At 39.5% G+C, this 15,378-nt stretch carries 14 protein-coding genes, 1 tRNA gene and 1 rRNA gene; all 16 read left to right on the forward strand.

The window, feature by feature from the left end:
• A 23S ribosomal RNA gene (locus tag L877_RS0106755) occupies positions 1-312 on the forward strand; the annotation flags it as partial.
• Between the two features lie 91 nt (positions 313-403).
• A tRNA-Asn gene (locus L877_RS0106760) sits at positions 404-476 on the forward strand.
• Positions 477-605: 129 nt separating this feature from the next.
• On the forward strand, positions 606-1,445 hold the full coding sequence (locus tag L877_RS0106765; protein ID WP_026835427.1) for a TIM44-like domain-containing protein: 840 nt from the start codon (positions 606-608) through the stop codon (positions 1,443-1,445).
• Positions 1,446-1,470: 25 nt separating this feature from the next.
• On the forward strand, positions 1,471-2,382 hold the full coding sequence (locus tag L877_RS0106770; protein WP_026835428.1) for a TIM44-like domain-containing protein: 912 nt from the start codon (positions 1,471-1,473) through the stop codon (positions 2,380-2,382).
• Between the two features lie 96 nt (positions 2,383-2,478).
• Positions 2,479-3,762 (forward strand): metallophosphoesterase, encoded by a 1,284-nt coding sequence (locus L877_RS12500; RefSeq protein WP_051437727.1) that lies wholly within the window; start codon positions 2,479-2,481, stop codon positions 3,760-3,762.
• A 3-nt stretch (positions 3,763-3,765) separates the two neighbouring features.
• On the forward strand, positions 3,766-4,695 hold the full coding sequence (locus tag L877_RS0106780; protein ID WP_026835429.1) for a TIM44-like domain-containing protein: 930 nt from the start codon (positions 3,766-3,768) through the stop codon (positions 4,693-4,695).
• Positions 4,696-4,708: 13 nt separating this feature from the next.
• The gene (locus L877_RS0106785) at positions 4,709-6,091 is read left to right on the forward strand and encodes a GNAT family N-acetyltransferase (RefSeq protein WP_084554809.1); all 1,383 of its coding nucleotides are present in this window, start codon (positions 4,709-4,711) and stop codon (positions 6,089-6,091) included.
• A gap of 143 nt (positions 6,092-6,234) precedes the next feature.
• Positions 6,235-7,569, forward strand: coding sequence for an ATP-binding protein (locus tag L877_RS0106790; RefSeq protein WP_026835431.1), 1,335 nt, complete (start codon positions 6,235-6,237; stop codon positions 7,567-7,569).
• 20 nt (positions 7,570-7,589) lie between these two features.
• A complete protein-coding gene (locus L877_RS13480) occupies positions 7,590-8,636 on the forward strand; it encodes a TIM44-like domain-containing protein (RefSeq protein WP_084554810.1) in 1,047 nt (348 codons plus the stop codon).
• Between the two features lie 3 nt (positions 8,637-8,639).
• Entirely contained in the window at positions 8,640-9,119 is a 480-nt protein-coding gene (locus L877_RS0106805) for a cyclic nucleotide-binding domain-containing protein (RefSeq protein ID WP_026835433.1), read from the forward strand.
• Between the two features lie 629 nt (positions 9,120-9,748).
• Entirely contained in the window at positions 9,749-10,288 is a 540-nt protein-coding gene (gene rbr / locus L877_RS0106810; RefSeq protein WP_026835434.1) for a rubrerythrin, read from the forward strand.
• Positions 10,289-10,412: 124 nt separating this feature from the next.
• Positions 10,413-11,429, forward strand: coding sequence for a glycosyltransferase family 8 protein (locus L877_RS0106815; RefSeq protein ID WP_026835435.1), 1,017 nt, complete (start codon positions 10,413-10,415; stop codon positions 11,427-11,429).
• A 37-nt stretch (positions 11,430-11,466) separates the two neighbouring features.
• A complete protein-coding gene (locus tag L877_RS0106820; RefSeq protein ID WP_034785310.1) occupies positions 11,467-12,300 on the forward strand; it encodes a glycosyltransferase in 834 nt (277 codons plus the stop codon).
• Positions 12,301-12,537: 237 nt separating this feature from the next.
• Positions 12,538-13,614, forward strand: a complete 1,077-nt coding sequence (locus L877_RS0106825; RefSeq protein ID WP_034785304.1) for an NAD-dependent epimerase/dehydratase family protein — start codon at positions 12,538-12,540, stop codon at positions 13,612-13,614.
• Between the two features lie 236 nt (positions 13,615-13,850).
• Positions 13,851-14,759, forward strand: coding sequence for a glycosyltransferase domain-containing protein (locus L877_RS0106830; RefSeq protein WP_026835438.1), 909 nt, complete (start codon positions 13,851-13,853; stop codon positions 14,757-14,759).
• 388 nt (positions 14,760-15,147) lie between these two features.
• Positions 15,148-15,378, forward strand: a 231-nt coding sequence (locus L877_RS0106835) for a transposase (protein ID WP_026835439.1), incomplete at its 3' end; no start/stop codon positions are given.

The raw sequence follows: 15,378 nt of genomic DNA on the forward strand, positions 1-15,378 counted from the left end.
GAACGTCGTGAGACAGTTCGGTCCCTATCCGGCGCGGGCGTAGGATATTTGAGAGGAGCTGCCCTTAGTACGAGAGGACCGGGGTGGACTGACCTCTGGTGTACCGGTTGTATTACCAAATGCATCGCCGGGTAGCCAAGTCGGGACGGGATAAACGCTGAAGGCATCTAAGCGTGAAGCCCCCCTCAAGATAAGATATCCCTGACTATAAGTCAATAAGACCCCTTGAAGACGACGAGGTAGATAGGTCCGAGGTGGAAGTGCAGTAATGTATGTAGCTGACGGATACTAATAGGTCGAAGGCTTGACCTTATAAGCATTAGAGAATGCTTGGTTATGAGGTCTCGTTAAAAGAGATTCAGTATGTAGTTTTGAAGGTTCAATATCTTCAACAATTAAATATTCCTCCTTAGCTCAGTCGGTAGAGCATGCGGCTGTTAACCGCAGTGTCGTTGGTTCGAGTCCAACAGGGGGAGCTGAAAACCTAGTAACTTGTTTACTAGGTTTTTTTGTGCTATTATCCGCCATCCTTTCCTCTTTATCACTTCACAAATATCCATAAATATGATAAAATATACATTAGGAAATAAGTGAGGAGAAGAATTATGTACGGGAATAATAATGATTTTAATAATAAAGTAATCAGAAGTGTTCTCATTGCCTGTGTAGCTGTTGTGATCGGTTTTTTTAGGTCGATTTCGGCGATTGCACTACCTCCGAGTGGAACAGCTTCTATAGGTAAGTTCTGGGGATTTGGTATAGTTATAGTCATAATAGGTATCACGTATTCGATAATGTTATTTACCAATAAAGTGAAGAACAAAACCGGAGTTGAACCGGAGGCCATAGCTTATGAGATTCCCGACTTTGCCATGAAGTCATTAGATGAATACCAGAAAATAGATCCAGCATTTAACGTGGCGGATATTGTGAATTTTTGCAGTGAATTGTTCATGAAATTACAACAATGTCGATCGGAAAAGGATTATTCGCCGGTTAGAGCTAATCTCACAGAGATGTATTATTCGTCCTGCGAGCAGGAAGCCCAGGAGATGGAATTCAGCAATGTCAAGTGCTATGTTGAGAGTTACGCCATAAAGGATATAGTCCCAAGAGGCTATTTTCAGAAAGCAGGAAGCGATCACTTAGTAGTTAGAGTGCGAGGTACGGTAAAAGATTATACTATTAATCTCAAGTCGGGAAAGCTTACAGGAGGAAACAAGGAATATCCTAAGTTTATAGTATTTGAGTGGATTTTAAGTCGTAGAATGGGACTTAAGACCAATCCACCGGACAAGGTTATAACCATGTCATGTCCTAACTGTGGTGCACCGCTTAATGTTCAGGGAACAGTTAAGTGCCCATATTGTGGCAGCACGGTTGCTGCCATGGAGAGTGATTGGAAGCTCAACAGTTCCAAGATTATTACACTTAGATATCTATAGGATTACCAATATACGGAGGAATACCATGAACAAAAGATTTTTAAAGCAACTTTTAATAATGATGGTTTGCGTTTTTGCGCTGTCATTTATTGCAGTATATACACAGAGTAGTGCAGATTTTGGAAACTATTCAGGCCATAGTGATTATGGCTCAAGTCATAGTTCAAGTCACAGCTCTAGCAGTTCTTCAGATGATAGTGGCATAGGTGCTATTCTCATCTATCTACTGTCGACCAGTTGGGGACGCCCGATAGCAGTTATCATTATAATTATATTGATAGTGGGATATTTCAAGAAGCCTAAGAAGACAAAGGATGCAAGTGAAAATGTTCAGACAAATGCACCACCTGTATCAAGACAGCTTCGCCCTATGACAGAGTATACTGGTTTTGACCCAGAATTTGATGAAGCAGAGTTTAGAGAGCGCTGGTCTAACCTTTATATCCAGATGCAAGATTGTTGGCGTGATAAGGATATCGAGCCTGTTAAGCCATACTTTACAGATGCATTCTTCAACCAGTGTGATCGTCAGGTTCAGTCAATGAAGCAGCAGGGCGTGACAAACTATGTTGAGAGAATAGCCGTTCTCGAGGTTGCTCCACTCGGCTTCTACCAGACATCTGACATGGATCATATCGTGGTCAGAGTAAACACTCGCATCGTCGATTATACTTTGGATGATGCCACAGGAAACCTTGTTTCAGGTGATCGCAGTGCTGAGAAATTTATGGTTTACGAGTGGGATGTATGTCGCAAGACAGGTATCACGACATCACAGTCTGAGGGCGTTAAGAGTCTTAACTGTCCACACTGTGGCGCAGCTATCAACATCAATCAGACAGCCAAATGTCCATATTGCGATAGCATCGTGACAATCGATAACGAAGATTGGGCTCTTGATAGCATCAAGGGAATCAGCCAGAGAACTGTGAAATAGGATAAGAATATATCAGCAAAGCGGAGCTTCTGTTCGCTTTGCTGTTTTACATGTCTTACTCGTAAGACTCGTAAGACATTTGAAAGGAGATAACAATTGTTTGTACTTATATTTGGAGCATTTATAGTGGCAGCTATATTTGCGGTCGTCTATCTAGTATTTAAATTCAAAAGACTCATAACATCCTTCAAGCCGGCAGATAATGGCAATAAAACGGAGGAAAAGCAGGAATTTTCAATCGACAATGAACCTGACCCGGAACTAGATAGTCCGGCGGAAGAAGAAATTAGGGATGAACTGTCAGAGGGGACTGCAGATGATGTAGAAGTGACAGTGGACATGATTCCGACCACGGAGCCTGAAATCTATGAGGACATGGCGCCTGCCAGGGGACCGATTTTACCGTGGATAATTGCGGCGATTCTCGTTAGTCCGCTTGTCATATATGCATTGCTCGACACAGTTAATGGAGTGCTTGTCATAGTAAATGTCATGTGTGCATGGATTATGTTTGATATCATCTTCTGGATAATCAAGAAAATCAGGAAAAAGGACTTCAAGATTTATCTCGCCGGAATATTTGCGATTGTATATTCCATTGCCTACCTTGGCTCGGGTTGGTACTTTGCGCACCACGTTGTGGAGACTGATTACAACCTAAGTACCGCTAAGTCTATCGGTGGTAACCTGAAGATTGCTCAGATTTCTGACTCCCACATCGGTGCTACTATGGATGGCGACGGATTTGCGAAGCATATGGAGACGATTCAGAAAACAGATCCGGATGTCATAGCCATCACCGGCGACTACGTGGATGACGGAACCACCAAGGAGGACATGATCAAGGGATGCGCAGCTCTCGGGAAGATGACCGCCAAATACGGAAAGTACTACATAAATGGCAATCATGACAAGGGTTATTATAACTACCGCGACTTTTCCTACGAAGAGCTTTGTGCAGAACTCGAGAAGAATGGGGTGATGGTTCTGGAAGACCGCTGGGAGGAAATAGCCCCTAACATAGTGGTGATTGGCCGCAGAGATCGAAGTTTTCCGGATAGGAAGGATATGAAGACGCTTTTGGAAAATATTCCGCCGGAGAAGTACATAATCGTACTTGATCACCAGCCACATGATTTTGATGCCCAGGCGGCAGCGAAGGTGGATATGGTTCTGTGTGGTCACACTCATGGAGGGCAGATGTTCCCGGTTGGAATTCTTGGAGAAGTTTCAGGTGCCAATGATAAGACATATGGTCTTGAAACTCGCGGAACAACAAACTTTATTGTCAATTCAGGTATAGGTGATTGGGAGATTGACTATAAGACGGGTGGAGCGATATCGGAGTTTGGTATTATTAATGTAAAACAGGAGAATTAAGTAATGAAAAATGTTAGAAGATTATTGGGTGTTTTAGTATTGGCAATCGCGCTTTTTGCGACAATATCGCCTACGATGTCTAAGGCTGACTTCGGAGGATTTTCCGGAAGTTCAGATTACGGCGGAGGATCTGATTATAGCAGTTCAGACTACAGCAGTAGCTCAGATTATAGCAGTTCATCAGATTATGATAGCTCTAGTAGTTCAGGATCTGATTCGGACTTGATAGATACTCTGATATTATTAGTATTTTTAGGGGTAGGATTCCTCATCTATTCAGGTATTAAGAAGGGAGTTAATATTGCGAATGGTGGCACTAACCGTCCTGCAGGGGCAGGAGAGACACCACAGTCAGCCCTCAAACCACTGTCAGAGTATGCTAATCTAGACGAGAACTTTGATGCCAAGGAACTCGAGAGTCGTCTCTCAAATCTCTATGTACAGATGCAAGATTGCTGGCAGGCTAAGGATCTGGAGAGTATACGTCCGTACTTCACAGATGCATTCTTCAATCAGTGTGATAGACAGGTGCAGGATATGAAGAATCAGGGACTTACAAACCATGTTGAACGCATAGCAGTTCTAGGTGTGGAAATGCGTGGATTCTACCAGTCGTCAGGAATGGATCATATAGTTGTCAAGATGAGAACTCGTATAGTTGACTATACAGTTAAGGATGCAGATGGAAGTGTCGTATCCGGTCATAAAGACAAGGAAAAATTCATGGTTTACGAGTGGGATATCTGCCGCAAGACTGGTGTCAAGACCACAGCGGGAACAGATACAGCTCAGAGCCTCAACTGCCCACACTGTGGAGCGGCTATCAACATCAACCAGACAGCCAAGTGTCCATACTGCGGCAGCGTAGTGACAATCGACAACGAAGATTGGGCGCTTAATAACATCAAGGGAATTTCCCAGAGAACTGTATAAATTGGAGTAGATAATGCAAAGATTTACTATAAGACGTGCCACCGCGGAGGAAGCTTCTGCGGTGGCACAGTTAATGAGATATGTATATGATAATATGCCAGATCAAAGCCTCTTTGTCTGCGATGACGAGAAATTCGTGAGAAAGCATATTGAAGATGAGGGTGTGATTTATATTGCCTTGGCAGAAGAGAGGGAAGTAGACGAGGACGACCAGCTCGCAGCTTGCCTTATTGTGCGTTTCCCGGGAGATGCAGAGGATAACCTAGGGCTCGATCTAGGACTCCCAGATGGGGAAATACAGTCCGTAGCCCATATGGAATCGGTGGTAGTTCACCCACGATACAGAGGAAACCACCTTCAGAGGAAACTTTTGCAACATGCGGAGAAAGAGTTAAGAAAAGAAAAAAAGTATAGCATTCTGATGGCTACGGTTGCTCCTGCAAACATATTCAGTAGGAGTGCTTTCGAATCAGAGGGATATGTGGATGTTATGACTAAGATTAAGTATGAGGGTAAGGAGAGAGTCATCCTAAAAAAAGATTTGACCAAGCAAATTGGTTTGTCCTCAAGAACAATAGCAAAGATAGGAAAAGGCGAAAAACTTTCAGAAAAAAGCCTGAAGAGGATAGCTGATTTTCTTGGAGTTGATCCCGATAATTTGATGAGTATTGTTCCTGATAATGCTATACTGCGCATACTCAGGGAGGAAAAGCAGATTCGACTACCGGGTGGACTATATCACGAGCTTCAGGTTATAATGACTTATAATTCTAACTATATCGAGGGAAGTAGGATATCTGAAGATCAGACAAGGATGATCTTTGAGACCAATACACTCGATGTGGCTGATGGAATACCTGTGGATGATATCTTGGAAACTGTTCATCATTTTCAGGCAATTGATTATATAATTGATATTGCAGAGGAAAAATTATCAGAAGAAATTATCAAGCATCTGCATTACATACTAAAGCATGATACCAAAGATGCGAGCTTAGAGTGGTTTGCAGTCGGCGATTACAAAAAGCGTGCCAATGTTGTTGGCGGGAGAGAAACCACTAAGCCGTCGAAGGTGCAGGATAGTATGAGAAAACTTATAGATGACTATAATGCTAAGGAACATGTTGCGATTGAGGATATCATATCTTTTCACGCTGAGTTTGAGCACATTCATCCCTTTCAAGATGGTAATGGTAGGGTTGGGCGCCTTGTGGCGCTAAAGGAGTGTCTGCGCCATGGTATTATCCCATTTATCATTGAGGATGCCAAGAAAAGTTATTATTATAGAGGTTTGTCAAAGTGGCATGAGGAAAAAGGTTGGTTGATAGATACTTGCCTAGATGGGCAGGATGTATTTGCCAGATTACTGAATATTCTGGAGATAGATGTCACTTGATGGAGGCTTTGTGATGAAATAATGGTAATTTTACCCCCTTAACATATTGAAATAATGGTAATTTTCTCCGCTCATCATATTGAAATAATGGTAATTCTCTGTTATAATCTATTTATAAGAGCTATAAAGGAGGCGATGGTACAGTGTTTAAACGCAAAGTGTATGATAAGCTTCTGCAGTGGAAATCAGAATGGTCTGGAACCAGAGCATGTTTGCTAGAAGGTGCCAGGCGAGTTGGGAAATCGACTATAGCTGAGAGTTTTGCAGAGAATGAATATAAGAGCTATGTTGTGATTGATTTTGCCAATATCACAGATGACCTGCTAGATGTGTTTAATAGCATAGCCAACTTAGATGTTTTTTTTCTGAGACTTCAAGCGGAAACCGGTACTAGGTTATACGAGAGGGCGTCTCTAATCATATTTGATGAGATTCAGCTATATCCCAAGGCAAGACAAGCTATCAAGTATCTTGTCAAAGACGGAAGATATGATTATCTGTCGACAGGATCTCTTATATCAATTAAGAAAAATGTGGAGGGAATAGTTATTCCTTCTGAAGAGATAAAAATACAAGTATATCCCATGGATTATGAGGAATTTTTGTGGGCATTAGATAAGGACTACGATATCATACGAACAATCAATGATACAAAACGTTCGATAGGAGATGCGACCAATCGCTCTCTCATGAGAGATTATCGAGTTTATATGGCGGTTGGAGGTATGCCACAGGCAGTTGATAGTTATCTTAAGACCAATAATCTTGAGCATGTTGACAAAGTGAAGCGAGAGATTATCAATCTTTATATGGATGATATAAGGAAATTAGATAGATCGGGTAGAACATCTGATATATTTGGTTCGATTCCAGGACAGCTGGCTTCCAACAAAAAAAGATTTGTAATTTCTGCAGCCACGGGAAAGCAGAAGGTCCCAAAGGACGAAGAAAGGTTTTTCGACATAGTGGATTCCAAGACGGTTCTTCCATGTTACAATGTCAGCAAACCTGGAAGCGCACTTATGCAATATAGACAGCATGATATATATAAATTATATCTGGCCGATATTGGCTTGTTTGTCACAATGATGTTTAATAGTGGCGAAGTAACAGCTGAGAAAATATACAAAAAGCTTTTAAGTGATAAGCTTGATGAAAATCTTGGATATTTGTACGAAAATGCTGTAGCTCAGAGTATAGTAGCATGCGGTCATGATTTGTACTATCACACTTGGAGAAAAGAAGGAAGCACTCATAGCTACGAGATAGATTTCTTGGTAGCAAGTGCTAGCAAAGTTAATCCGATAGAGGTAAAAGCTTCCGCCACCACAAAGCATGCATCGATTGACAATTTTAAAGAAAAGTACGGAAAGTACATAGGGAGTCCTTATATATTCTCCCAAAAGGATTTTTCGAATGACAAGGATATAATCCTGAAACCAATATATACTATCCAAGCAGTCTTGGAAAATTTTTAAAAAACACGAGGAGATAAGTTATGAAAAATATTCAGAAATTTGCGATACTCATATTCACGCTTCTGGCAGTCACCGTGCTAGCGACGCCAACCCTGTCCCAGGCGGACTTCGGCCACCACTCAGGTAGGTCTAGCTACGGCGGAAGCCACAGATCAAGTAGCTCCAGCAGAAGTTCTAGGAGTAGTAGTTCACGAAGCAGCAGTTCCAGAAGCAGCAGCTCGCGAAGTAGTAGATCAAGTAGCAGTAGCTCACGAAGTAGCAGTAGGAGTTACAGCTCCGGAAGCAGCTCGAGAAGTAGTTCAAGTAGCGGTTCAAGTAAAGCTTCTGCGGCAGAAAGCATAGGAGGCTTTTTGGCAATGTTCATCTTCGGAAACATTGGTTTGCTGTTCACCTTGTTACCTGCCCTTGTAATATTCTTTGTTATTAAGAAAACAATGCAGAACAGAGGCAATACTTCCAGACCTGCGGGTGCCTCACGAGCAACAAATCTCAGACCTATCGCAGAGTACAAGACTCTCGACCCAGAGTTCGACGAAGCAGAGCTTGCATCCAAGATTTCCAACCTCTACGTACAGCTCCAAGATGCTTGGCAGGCTAAGAACCTCGAGACTATTCGCCCTTACCTGACAGACGCATTCTACAACATGTCTGACCGTCAGGTTCAGGAGATGAAGGCAGAGGGTGTAACAAACTACGTTGACCGAATCGCCGTCCTCGGCACCGACATCCGAGGCTTCTATCAGACTTCCGGCATGGATCATATCGTAGTAGAACTCCGAACCAGAATCGTTGACTATACTCTCAATGATGCAACCGGCGAGCTTGTCGATGGCGATCGCAACATGGAGAAGTTCATGACCTACGAGTGGGATGTATGCCGCAAGACTGGCGTCAAGACCAAGGGTGCCATGGCCACTGCCCAGAGCATCAGCTGTCCACACTGTGGAGCCGCCCTCAACATCAACCAGACAGCCAAATGTCCATACTGCGATAGCATCGTAACTATCGACAACGAGGACTGGGCACTCTGCAATATCAAGGGTATCTCACAGAGAAATGGAGAATAATATATGGCAAATTCCCGCATAGTAAAATATTCCGAAAACGACATAGTGATTCGCGAAGGTGAAGTAAGTCTTACCCTCTATAAGATTATAGAGGGTAAGGCTGAGATATGCGTAGGTCATGGCACCGATCATGAAACTTTGATCGGTATCATAGGCGAGAAGAGCTGCTTTGGCGAGCAGGGACTCCTCCTTGGAGAACCCTCCGTCTACACAGTAATCGCCTATTCCGACCTTTATGTCCTCCGCGTCACAGAGGATGAGCTAGACAACTTCATCCGCGAAAACCATACCAACGTTATCGACATCATGCGCAATATGGCCAATACTATGCGAACCATGCGTCTTCAAATCAATCTTCTCTTGAAGGAAATTGAAGCAGGCCATAAACCCGAAGAAAAGACCATTAGTGACGCAAGAAAAGCGATGCTTGGCTGTGGAGTATATAAGTCTATACAAGAAGCTGTGGATAAGATGGAGCGGTGAGAGACAAGATGTTCACTTCAGCACCACAAACTTATTATAAAAAGTTATTGAAAAGATGTATAGAATGTTGTATAATTATGTGTGGTGAGAAGTTGAAAACCACCAATTCGACGTGATTTGTCGAGCACAATACTTTACTTTAAAAGTAAGAAAAGGGAAGAGTGTATAAAGTCCATAAGGCGTGTAATTAGCCTTTAATATATAACGCAAAGCACTACATGTTATATACAAACAAAATATAAGCTACTATCAACAAGCAACACAAAGAGAAGCAGCTTATCTAAAGTCTTTCAATATCATCCCTATAAGTGTTTGAAAAATCCCTAGAATAAGAAAGAAAGCAAATGCCTGTGAGGCATTTTATAATTTATTAGGCTTAAACGATTACGCAGGAAAATATTCCGCGAATCAAGCAGGTCCAAGACATCATCATGCTGCCATGTCGAGTGTCGCGTGTCAGGTGCTGATCGAAATATACTTTGTCCAACTGCGGGGAAGCATACGCAGGTGGCGAAGCATACTTTTCTTGGAATATTTTTGCCTAATAGGACATGGCGAAGTGGCGTAATATGGTGAAGAGAGGCGCCTACCAACCCAGTAATAGAAGAAGTACAGAGAGGGGTTATACTATGGGAAAATACTCAGGAACTCAGACGGAGAAGAACTTGATGGCAGCTTTTGCAGGAGAGTCAGAAGCTCGCAACAAGTATACATACTTTGCCTCAAAGGCAAAGAAAGAGGGATTCGAGCAGATATCTGCCATCTTCCTCAAAACAGCAGATAATGAAAAAGAACACGCAAAAATGTGGTTCAAGGAATTGAATGACGGCATCGGCTCCACAACAGAAAACCTGGAGGCAGCAGCCAACGGAGAAAACTATGAGTGGACCGACATGTACGAAGGTTTTGCCAAAACCGCCGAAGAAGAAGGCTTCCCAGAGCTCGCTGAGAAATTCCGCGGCGTTGCAGCAATCGAGAAATCCCACGAAGAGCGCTACCGCGCCCTCTTGAAGAACGTGGAAATGCAAGAGGTCTTTAAGAAGAGCGAAGTGAAAGTTTGGGAGTGCAGGAATTGCGGGCATATCGTAGTTGGAACAGAGGCGCCGGAGGAGTGTCCGGTGTGTAACCATCCAAGGAGCTTCTTTGAGGTAAGGGCGGAGAATTACTAATTACTAGGGGGAGGCAAAAAAGAGTAGAACTACTAATAGAAAAACCCCAGAAAATGGAGGAGGTTCCCTAGGTTTTGGAGGAGAGCCGGAGAGCCCCTTTAACCTATAAGGCAGGAGAACCGAAATGAATCAAAACGTAGCCCATATTGTGTACGCTTCCGATGATAGATTTGCTGAAATACTCGGAGTAAGCCTTGTAAGTCTTTATGAAAACAGTAAAGATATGGATGATATCATTATTTATGTTTTGGACAGCGGAGTGTCTGAAAAGAATAGAAGACGTATTGAGAGTATAAGTAAACAGTATAATAGAACTGTACCACAATGGATTAAGGCACAGGATATAAGTAAAGTCTTGGAGATGGAAGTGGCTGTGGATAGGGGAAGTTTAAGTCAGTATGCGCGGCTTTTTGTATCATCTGATTTACCAGAAAATCTTGAACGAGTTTTATATCTTGATTGCGATGTTGTGATTAATAAGTCAATTAAAGAACTGTGGAATATAAATTTGCATGGCAAAACAATAGCAGCTCTTTTGGATGCATTCAGTTCGCAGTATAGGGCAAATATTGGACTAAAGAAAAACGATGTAATGTTTAATTCCGGTGTTATGCTAATAAATTTAAAACGTTGGAAAGAATTGAAGGTAGAAGAAAAGTTACTTGAATTTATTAGAAGTAAAAATGGTGTTATTCAGCAGGGGGATCAAGGAGCGCTTAATGCAATTCTTAGCCATGACACATATTGCTTTGAACCTCGTTTTAATTCTGTGACAATCTATCATGATTTCAATTATGATGAAATGATGATATACAGAAAGCCACCTAAAGGATTTTATGGGAGAGAAGAGATTAAAGTGGCGGTAGATGATCCTGTAATCATTCACTACACTACATCCTTTTTGTCTAAGCGACCATGGATTATTGGCTGTCAACATCGATACGTAAATGCATGGTTGAATTATAAGTCTAAGTCGCCTTGGAAAACAGAACCATTGTGGATGGATTCGGTAGGTAAAGGCGAAAGATTAGTTGTAAATGTAGTCAAGGTATTACCAAGAGGAATAATGATAAGGATGGCTGGGATTGCACAAGCATATATTAGGCCATTTAAAAATCGAATAAAAAGAATGACTCTTTAATAAATTTTAGGAGAGCAAAGGTATAGTGGTGAATTATATGAAAAAAAAACAAATAGGATGCGTAATTGTTCTATTTAATCCAGATAAAAAGGTGGTTGAAAGAATAGAGCAATATCCTATGAATGTTTCCCCTATAATTCTTATTGACAATTCTACATTAAATAATGCATCGTTGTTTTCTAATATTATAAGAGATGATGTATTTTACATTGCACTAAATAATAATACTGGAATAGCTCACGCTTTAAATTTGGGAATTAATAAGATAAAAGATAAAGCCAGTTATATAATAACAATGGATCAGGATAGCGAATTAACTAATATTGTTGTGGATACCTATTATGAAGCTATTTCAAAAATGGATAATGTGAAAGTTCTGGCACCTAACTTTGAAACGGAACGAAAAAAACACAAAAAAAAAACTGGGTACGACAAAGTAAAATTAAGTATGCAATCAGGAATGCTTTTTCAATCTACAGTTTTTGATAAAGTTGGGATGTTTAATGAGGAATTATTTTTAGATGTGGTTGACTATGAATACTGTTTACGATTACGGAATTGTGGAATTGATATTTTGCGATGCAATGAAGCAATTCTTAACCATCATCCAGCAGAAACAAGGGAACGTAAATTCATTTACTTTTCTTTGAAATATGGTGTAGCATCTCCGATTAGATATTATTACCAAGCAAGGAATTTAATGTGGACAGCAAAAAAATATAAATCTTTTAAGATGTATCAAATTCTTATTATCAAATTGTTTAAAATATTATTACTATTTGATAATAAGAAGAAATATTTAGATTATTATTTTATTGGTATTAAAGATGCAAATAGTAATTCATTGGGAAAGAGAGATAAAGTAACATGAAGAGTTTGGTGACGCTTATAGTCTCAGTATAATGTTTGAAAAATTTTTGAAACGATGTGTGGATAGCGTAATCAAACAAACTTGCAGATATTTAGAAATATACTTTGGTAGATTATGGTTTGACAGATAGTAGTGAATTGTTGTGTGACCAATATTAAAAAGTAGATAATAGGGTAAAAGCTGAATATAAATTTAGATAATTAGAATACAAATGATTTGAAGAAAGAAACAAGAACAATGTTAAAAAAACAAAAGTTAAAAGTGGAACTGAATAACAAAACCATACTTGTAACGGGAAGTCCAGGATTTATCGGAGCTAATCTCGTGATTCGTCTTTTATCTGAAATGACTGTTGGAACCATTATTTCTTTTGATTCAATGAATGACTATTATGATGTGAGTCTTAAAGAATATAGATTAGCATTGATAGAGGAAGCAAGCAAGACGAGTCTTGTAAAACATGTATTCATCAAGGGGTCTATTGCTGATAAAGGTTTAGTAGATGAATTGTTTGAAGAGTATCATCCATCTGTTGTTGTAAATTTGGCAGCGCAGGCAGGGGTGAGATATTCGATTGATAATCCAGATGCATACATTGAATCTAATATCGTAGGTTTTTTTAATATATTGGAAGCCTGTAGACATAATGCTGTCGAACACCTTATTGCAGCGTCAAGCTCATCTGTTTATGGAGGAAACAAGAAAGTTCCGTTTTCTGAGCATGATATGGTGGACCATCCAGTTAGTCTTTATGCTGCCACAAAGAAATCGGATGAGTTGATAGCACATAGCTATTCAAAACTCTACAATATTCCGACGACGATGTTAAGGTTTTTTACTGTTTATGGTCCAGCTGGTCGCCCGGATATGTTTTATTATTCGGCGACACAGAAATTATGCCGAGGAGAGAAAATACAAATATTTAATTACGGTGATATGAAACGTGATTTCACCTATGTGGATGATATTGTTGAAGCTATTGTGAGAGTTATGAAAGGTGCACCTGAAAAGTGCATGGGGGAAGATGGTCTGCCTTTGCCTCCTTATAGTATATATAACATTGGAGGAAGTACACCGGAGAATTTACTTGACTATATAAGAGTTTTACAAGAAGAGTTAGTTAGGGCAAAGGTGCTTCCAAAAAGTTATGATTTCGAAGGACATTGGGAGTTTGTTGGTATGCAAGCAGGTGATGTTCCAGTAACTTATGCAGATAGTAGCGCACTTGAGGTGGATTACAATTTCAAGCCTACTATAGATATACGGATGGGACTGCGTAAATTTGCTATATGGTATTCACAGTACTATAAATAGGGCAACAAAAAATCTACAGAAGGAAATTGTAATTCAAAAGGTCGGAACTACATTAAAAAAATTAAAGCAGAAGGTACTGGATAGGAAGAATTTTCATTAGCCATTCTTTTGCTGAATCGTAATAAGGTCGTAGCGGTAATAGTACTCTAAAAATGTATATTGCTAAAAAGTGTAAAAAATTTAAATAAATATAAATATGGGTACGGATATAAGGAAGAAAAGTAGGAAATCGTTGTATGGATGAGAAAAATTACCTTGATAATTTATTATATCTGAATAATGAAAGGATAAAAACAGTATCTTCAAGAGAATACTTTTGCGGTAAGAAATTTGTTAAATATTATAATTTATTTAAAAAGATTAGGATTATAAATGTTATTCGAGAATTAGGACATGACACCTATGCTTTTTTCAAAAAAGATAATAGTGATAGAAAGTTGATAGACTTAGAAAATGGCAGAATAACAAATATATGTAAAAAAATAGTGGTCTACACTTGTATATATGGAAATTATGATAGAATTTTAGAACCGTTGTTTGTTGATCCTAATTGTGATTATTATATTTTTACAGATCAGCCATTAGATAAAGGTTCTATTTGGAAAAAAGTTGATGATAGCGTAATTCCTAAAGAATGTACAACTCCAGAACTCAAGAATCGATATGTTAAAATGTTTCCTGAGAAATTCTTTTCATGTGACTATTCAATATACATAGATGGAAATTTACAAGTTGTAGGAGCAACATCAGTTTTAGTACAAAAGGAGTTGTTAAAATGCAGAACGGGCATTTCTATGCATTTATCGCCTAGAGAGAACTGTATTTATGATGAGGCTTACTCTGTTTGTCATCTTGGGAAAATTTCAAAAAAAGAAAGAAACAAAGTATTATCGTTTTATAAAAAAAATAAAATGCCAAAGAAGTTTGGAATGTTCGAATGTAATGTGATAGTGAGAGATCATAAAAATGCTAACGTTGAGATAATAATGGATTCTTGGTGGGAAAATTATAGAGATGGGATAAAGCGAGATCAACTATATTTTACATATGTATTGTATTCTCTTGGCTATAATTTTGGTGATGTGGTTAGTTTTGGAGCATCTGTAAATCACAATCCAATTTTTTTAAGGAAAGAACACATGTAATATAGTACCAAATCGTTTTGAATCCCCTTCAAAACATGGGGGATCTTACAAAGATAATTTTTGATAGATTCAATTTGTTATTGAAATGTTTCATTAAGCCTAGAAAACAAAGATGGGTAGTATAGTGTTTTAGAAAACTGTGGTGAGTTTTGTAATTCATCTTGCCCTTTTTATTGAAGTGTCTAGATCCAAAGCTTGGACATGTTCTTTCTCTGGAAAGTTAATATGAAGCCTACACAGATTTGTAGTTTGCTCAAATTTTATTACTGAAATATTTTCATTGAGACTAGCAAGGTTGTATAATGGTCTCATAAATTAAGACACTGAAAAAGACATTTCTTAATGAATCTGATATACTATAATCAAACCAAGAAAGAAGGTACTTATTATGTCCAGATCAAGAAGAAATTTCAGTGCAGAATTTAAAACCAACCTAGTTCTCCAATTGCTCAAAGGCGAGAAAGAATTAAATGTTCTTGCCGTAGAAAATGATATCCAACCAAATCTCCTCCGCAATTGGAAGAAGGAATTCCTTGCTAATGCCTCGCTAGCGTTTGATAACAAACGAGAAGATAACCTCCGCGAAAAACTTGCTGAGGAACGCAAGGAGAAAGCAGCA

Source organism: Eubacterium xylanophilum ATCC 35991 (genome assembly GCF_000518685.1).
Lineage (GTDB): Bacteria > Bacillota > Clostridia > Lachnospirales > Lachnospiraceae > Eubacterium_F > Eubacterium_F xylanophilum.

What these genes read in the sequence shown, in the direction of transcription:
- L877_RS0106815 (WP_026835435.1), top strand. Translation starts at nt 10,413, where the DNA reads ATGAATCAAAACGTAGCCCATATTGTGTACGCTTCCGATGATAGATTT.
- L877_RS13480 (WP_084554810.1), top strand. Translation starts at nt 7,590, where the DNA reads ATGAAAAATATTCAGAAATTTGCGATACTCATATTCACGCTTCTGGCA.
- L877_RS0106805 (WP_026835433.1), top strand. Translation starts at nt 8,640, where the DNA reads ATGGCAAATTCCCGCATAGTAAAATATTCCGAAAACGACATAGTGATT.
- L877_RS0106830 (WP_026835438.1), top strand. Translation starts at nt 13,851, where the DNA reads ATGGATGAGAAAAATTACCTTGATAATTTATTATATCTGAATAATGAA.
- L877_RS0106770 (WP_026835428.1), top strand. Translation starts at nt 1,471, where the DNA reads ATGAACAAAAGATTTTTAAAGCAACTTTTAATAATGATGGTTTGCGTT.
- L877_RS0106785 (WP_084554809.1), top strand. Translation starts at nt 4,709, where the DNA reads ATGCAAAGATTTACTATAAGACGTGCCACCGCGGAGGAAGCTTCTGCG.
- L877_RS0106780 (WP_026835429.1), top strand. Translation starts at nt 3,766, where the DNA reads ATGAAAAATGTTAGAAGATTATTGGGTGTTTTAGTATTGGCAATCGCG.
- L877_RS0106825 (WP_034785304.1), top strand. Translation starts at nt 12,538, where the DNA reads ATGTTAAAAAAACAAAAGTTAAAAGTGGAACTGAATAACAAAACCATA.
- L877_RS0106765 (WP_026835427.1), top strand. Translation starts at nt 606, where the DNA reads ATGTACGGGAATAATAATGATTTTAATAATAAAGTAATCAGAAGTGTT.
- L877_RS0106820 (WP_034785310.1), top strand. Translation starts at nt 11,467, where the DNA reads ATGAAAAAAAAACAAATAGGATGCGTAATTGTTCTATTTAATCCAGAT.
- rbr (WP_026835434.1), top strand. Translation starts at nt 9,749, where the DNA reads ATGGGAAAATACTCAGGAACTCAGACGGAGAAGAACTTGATGGCAGCT.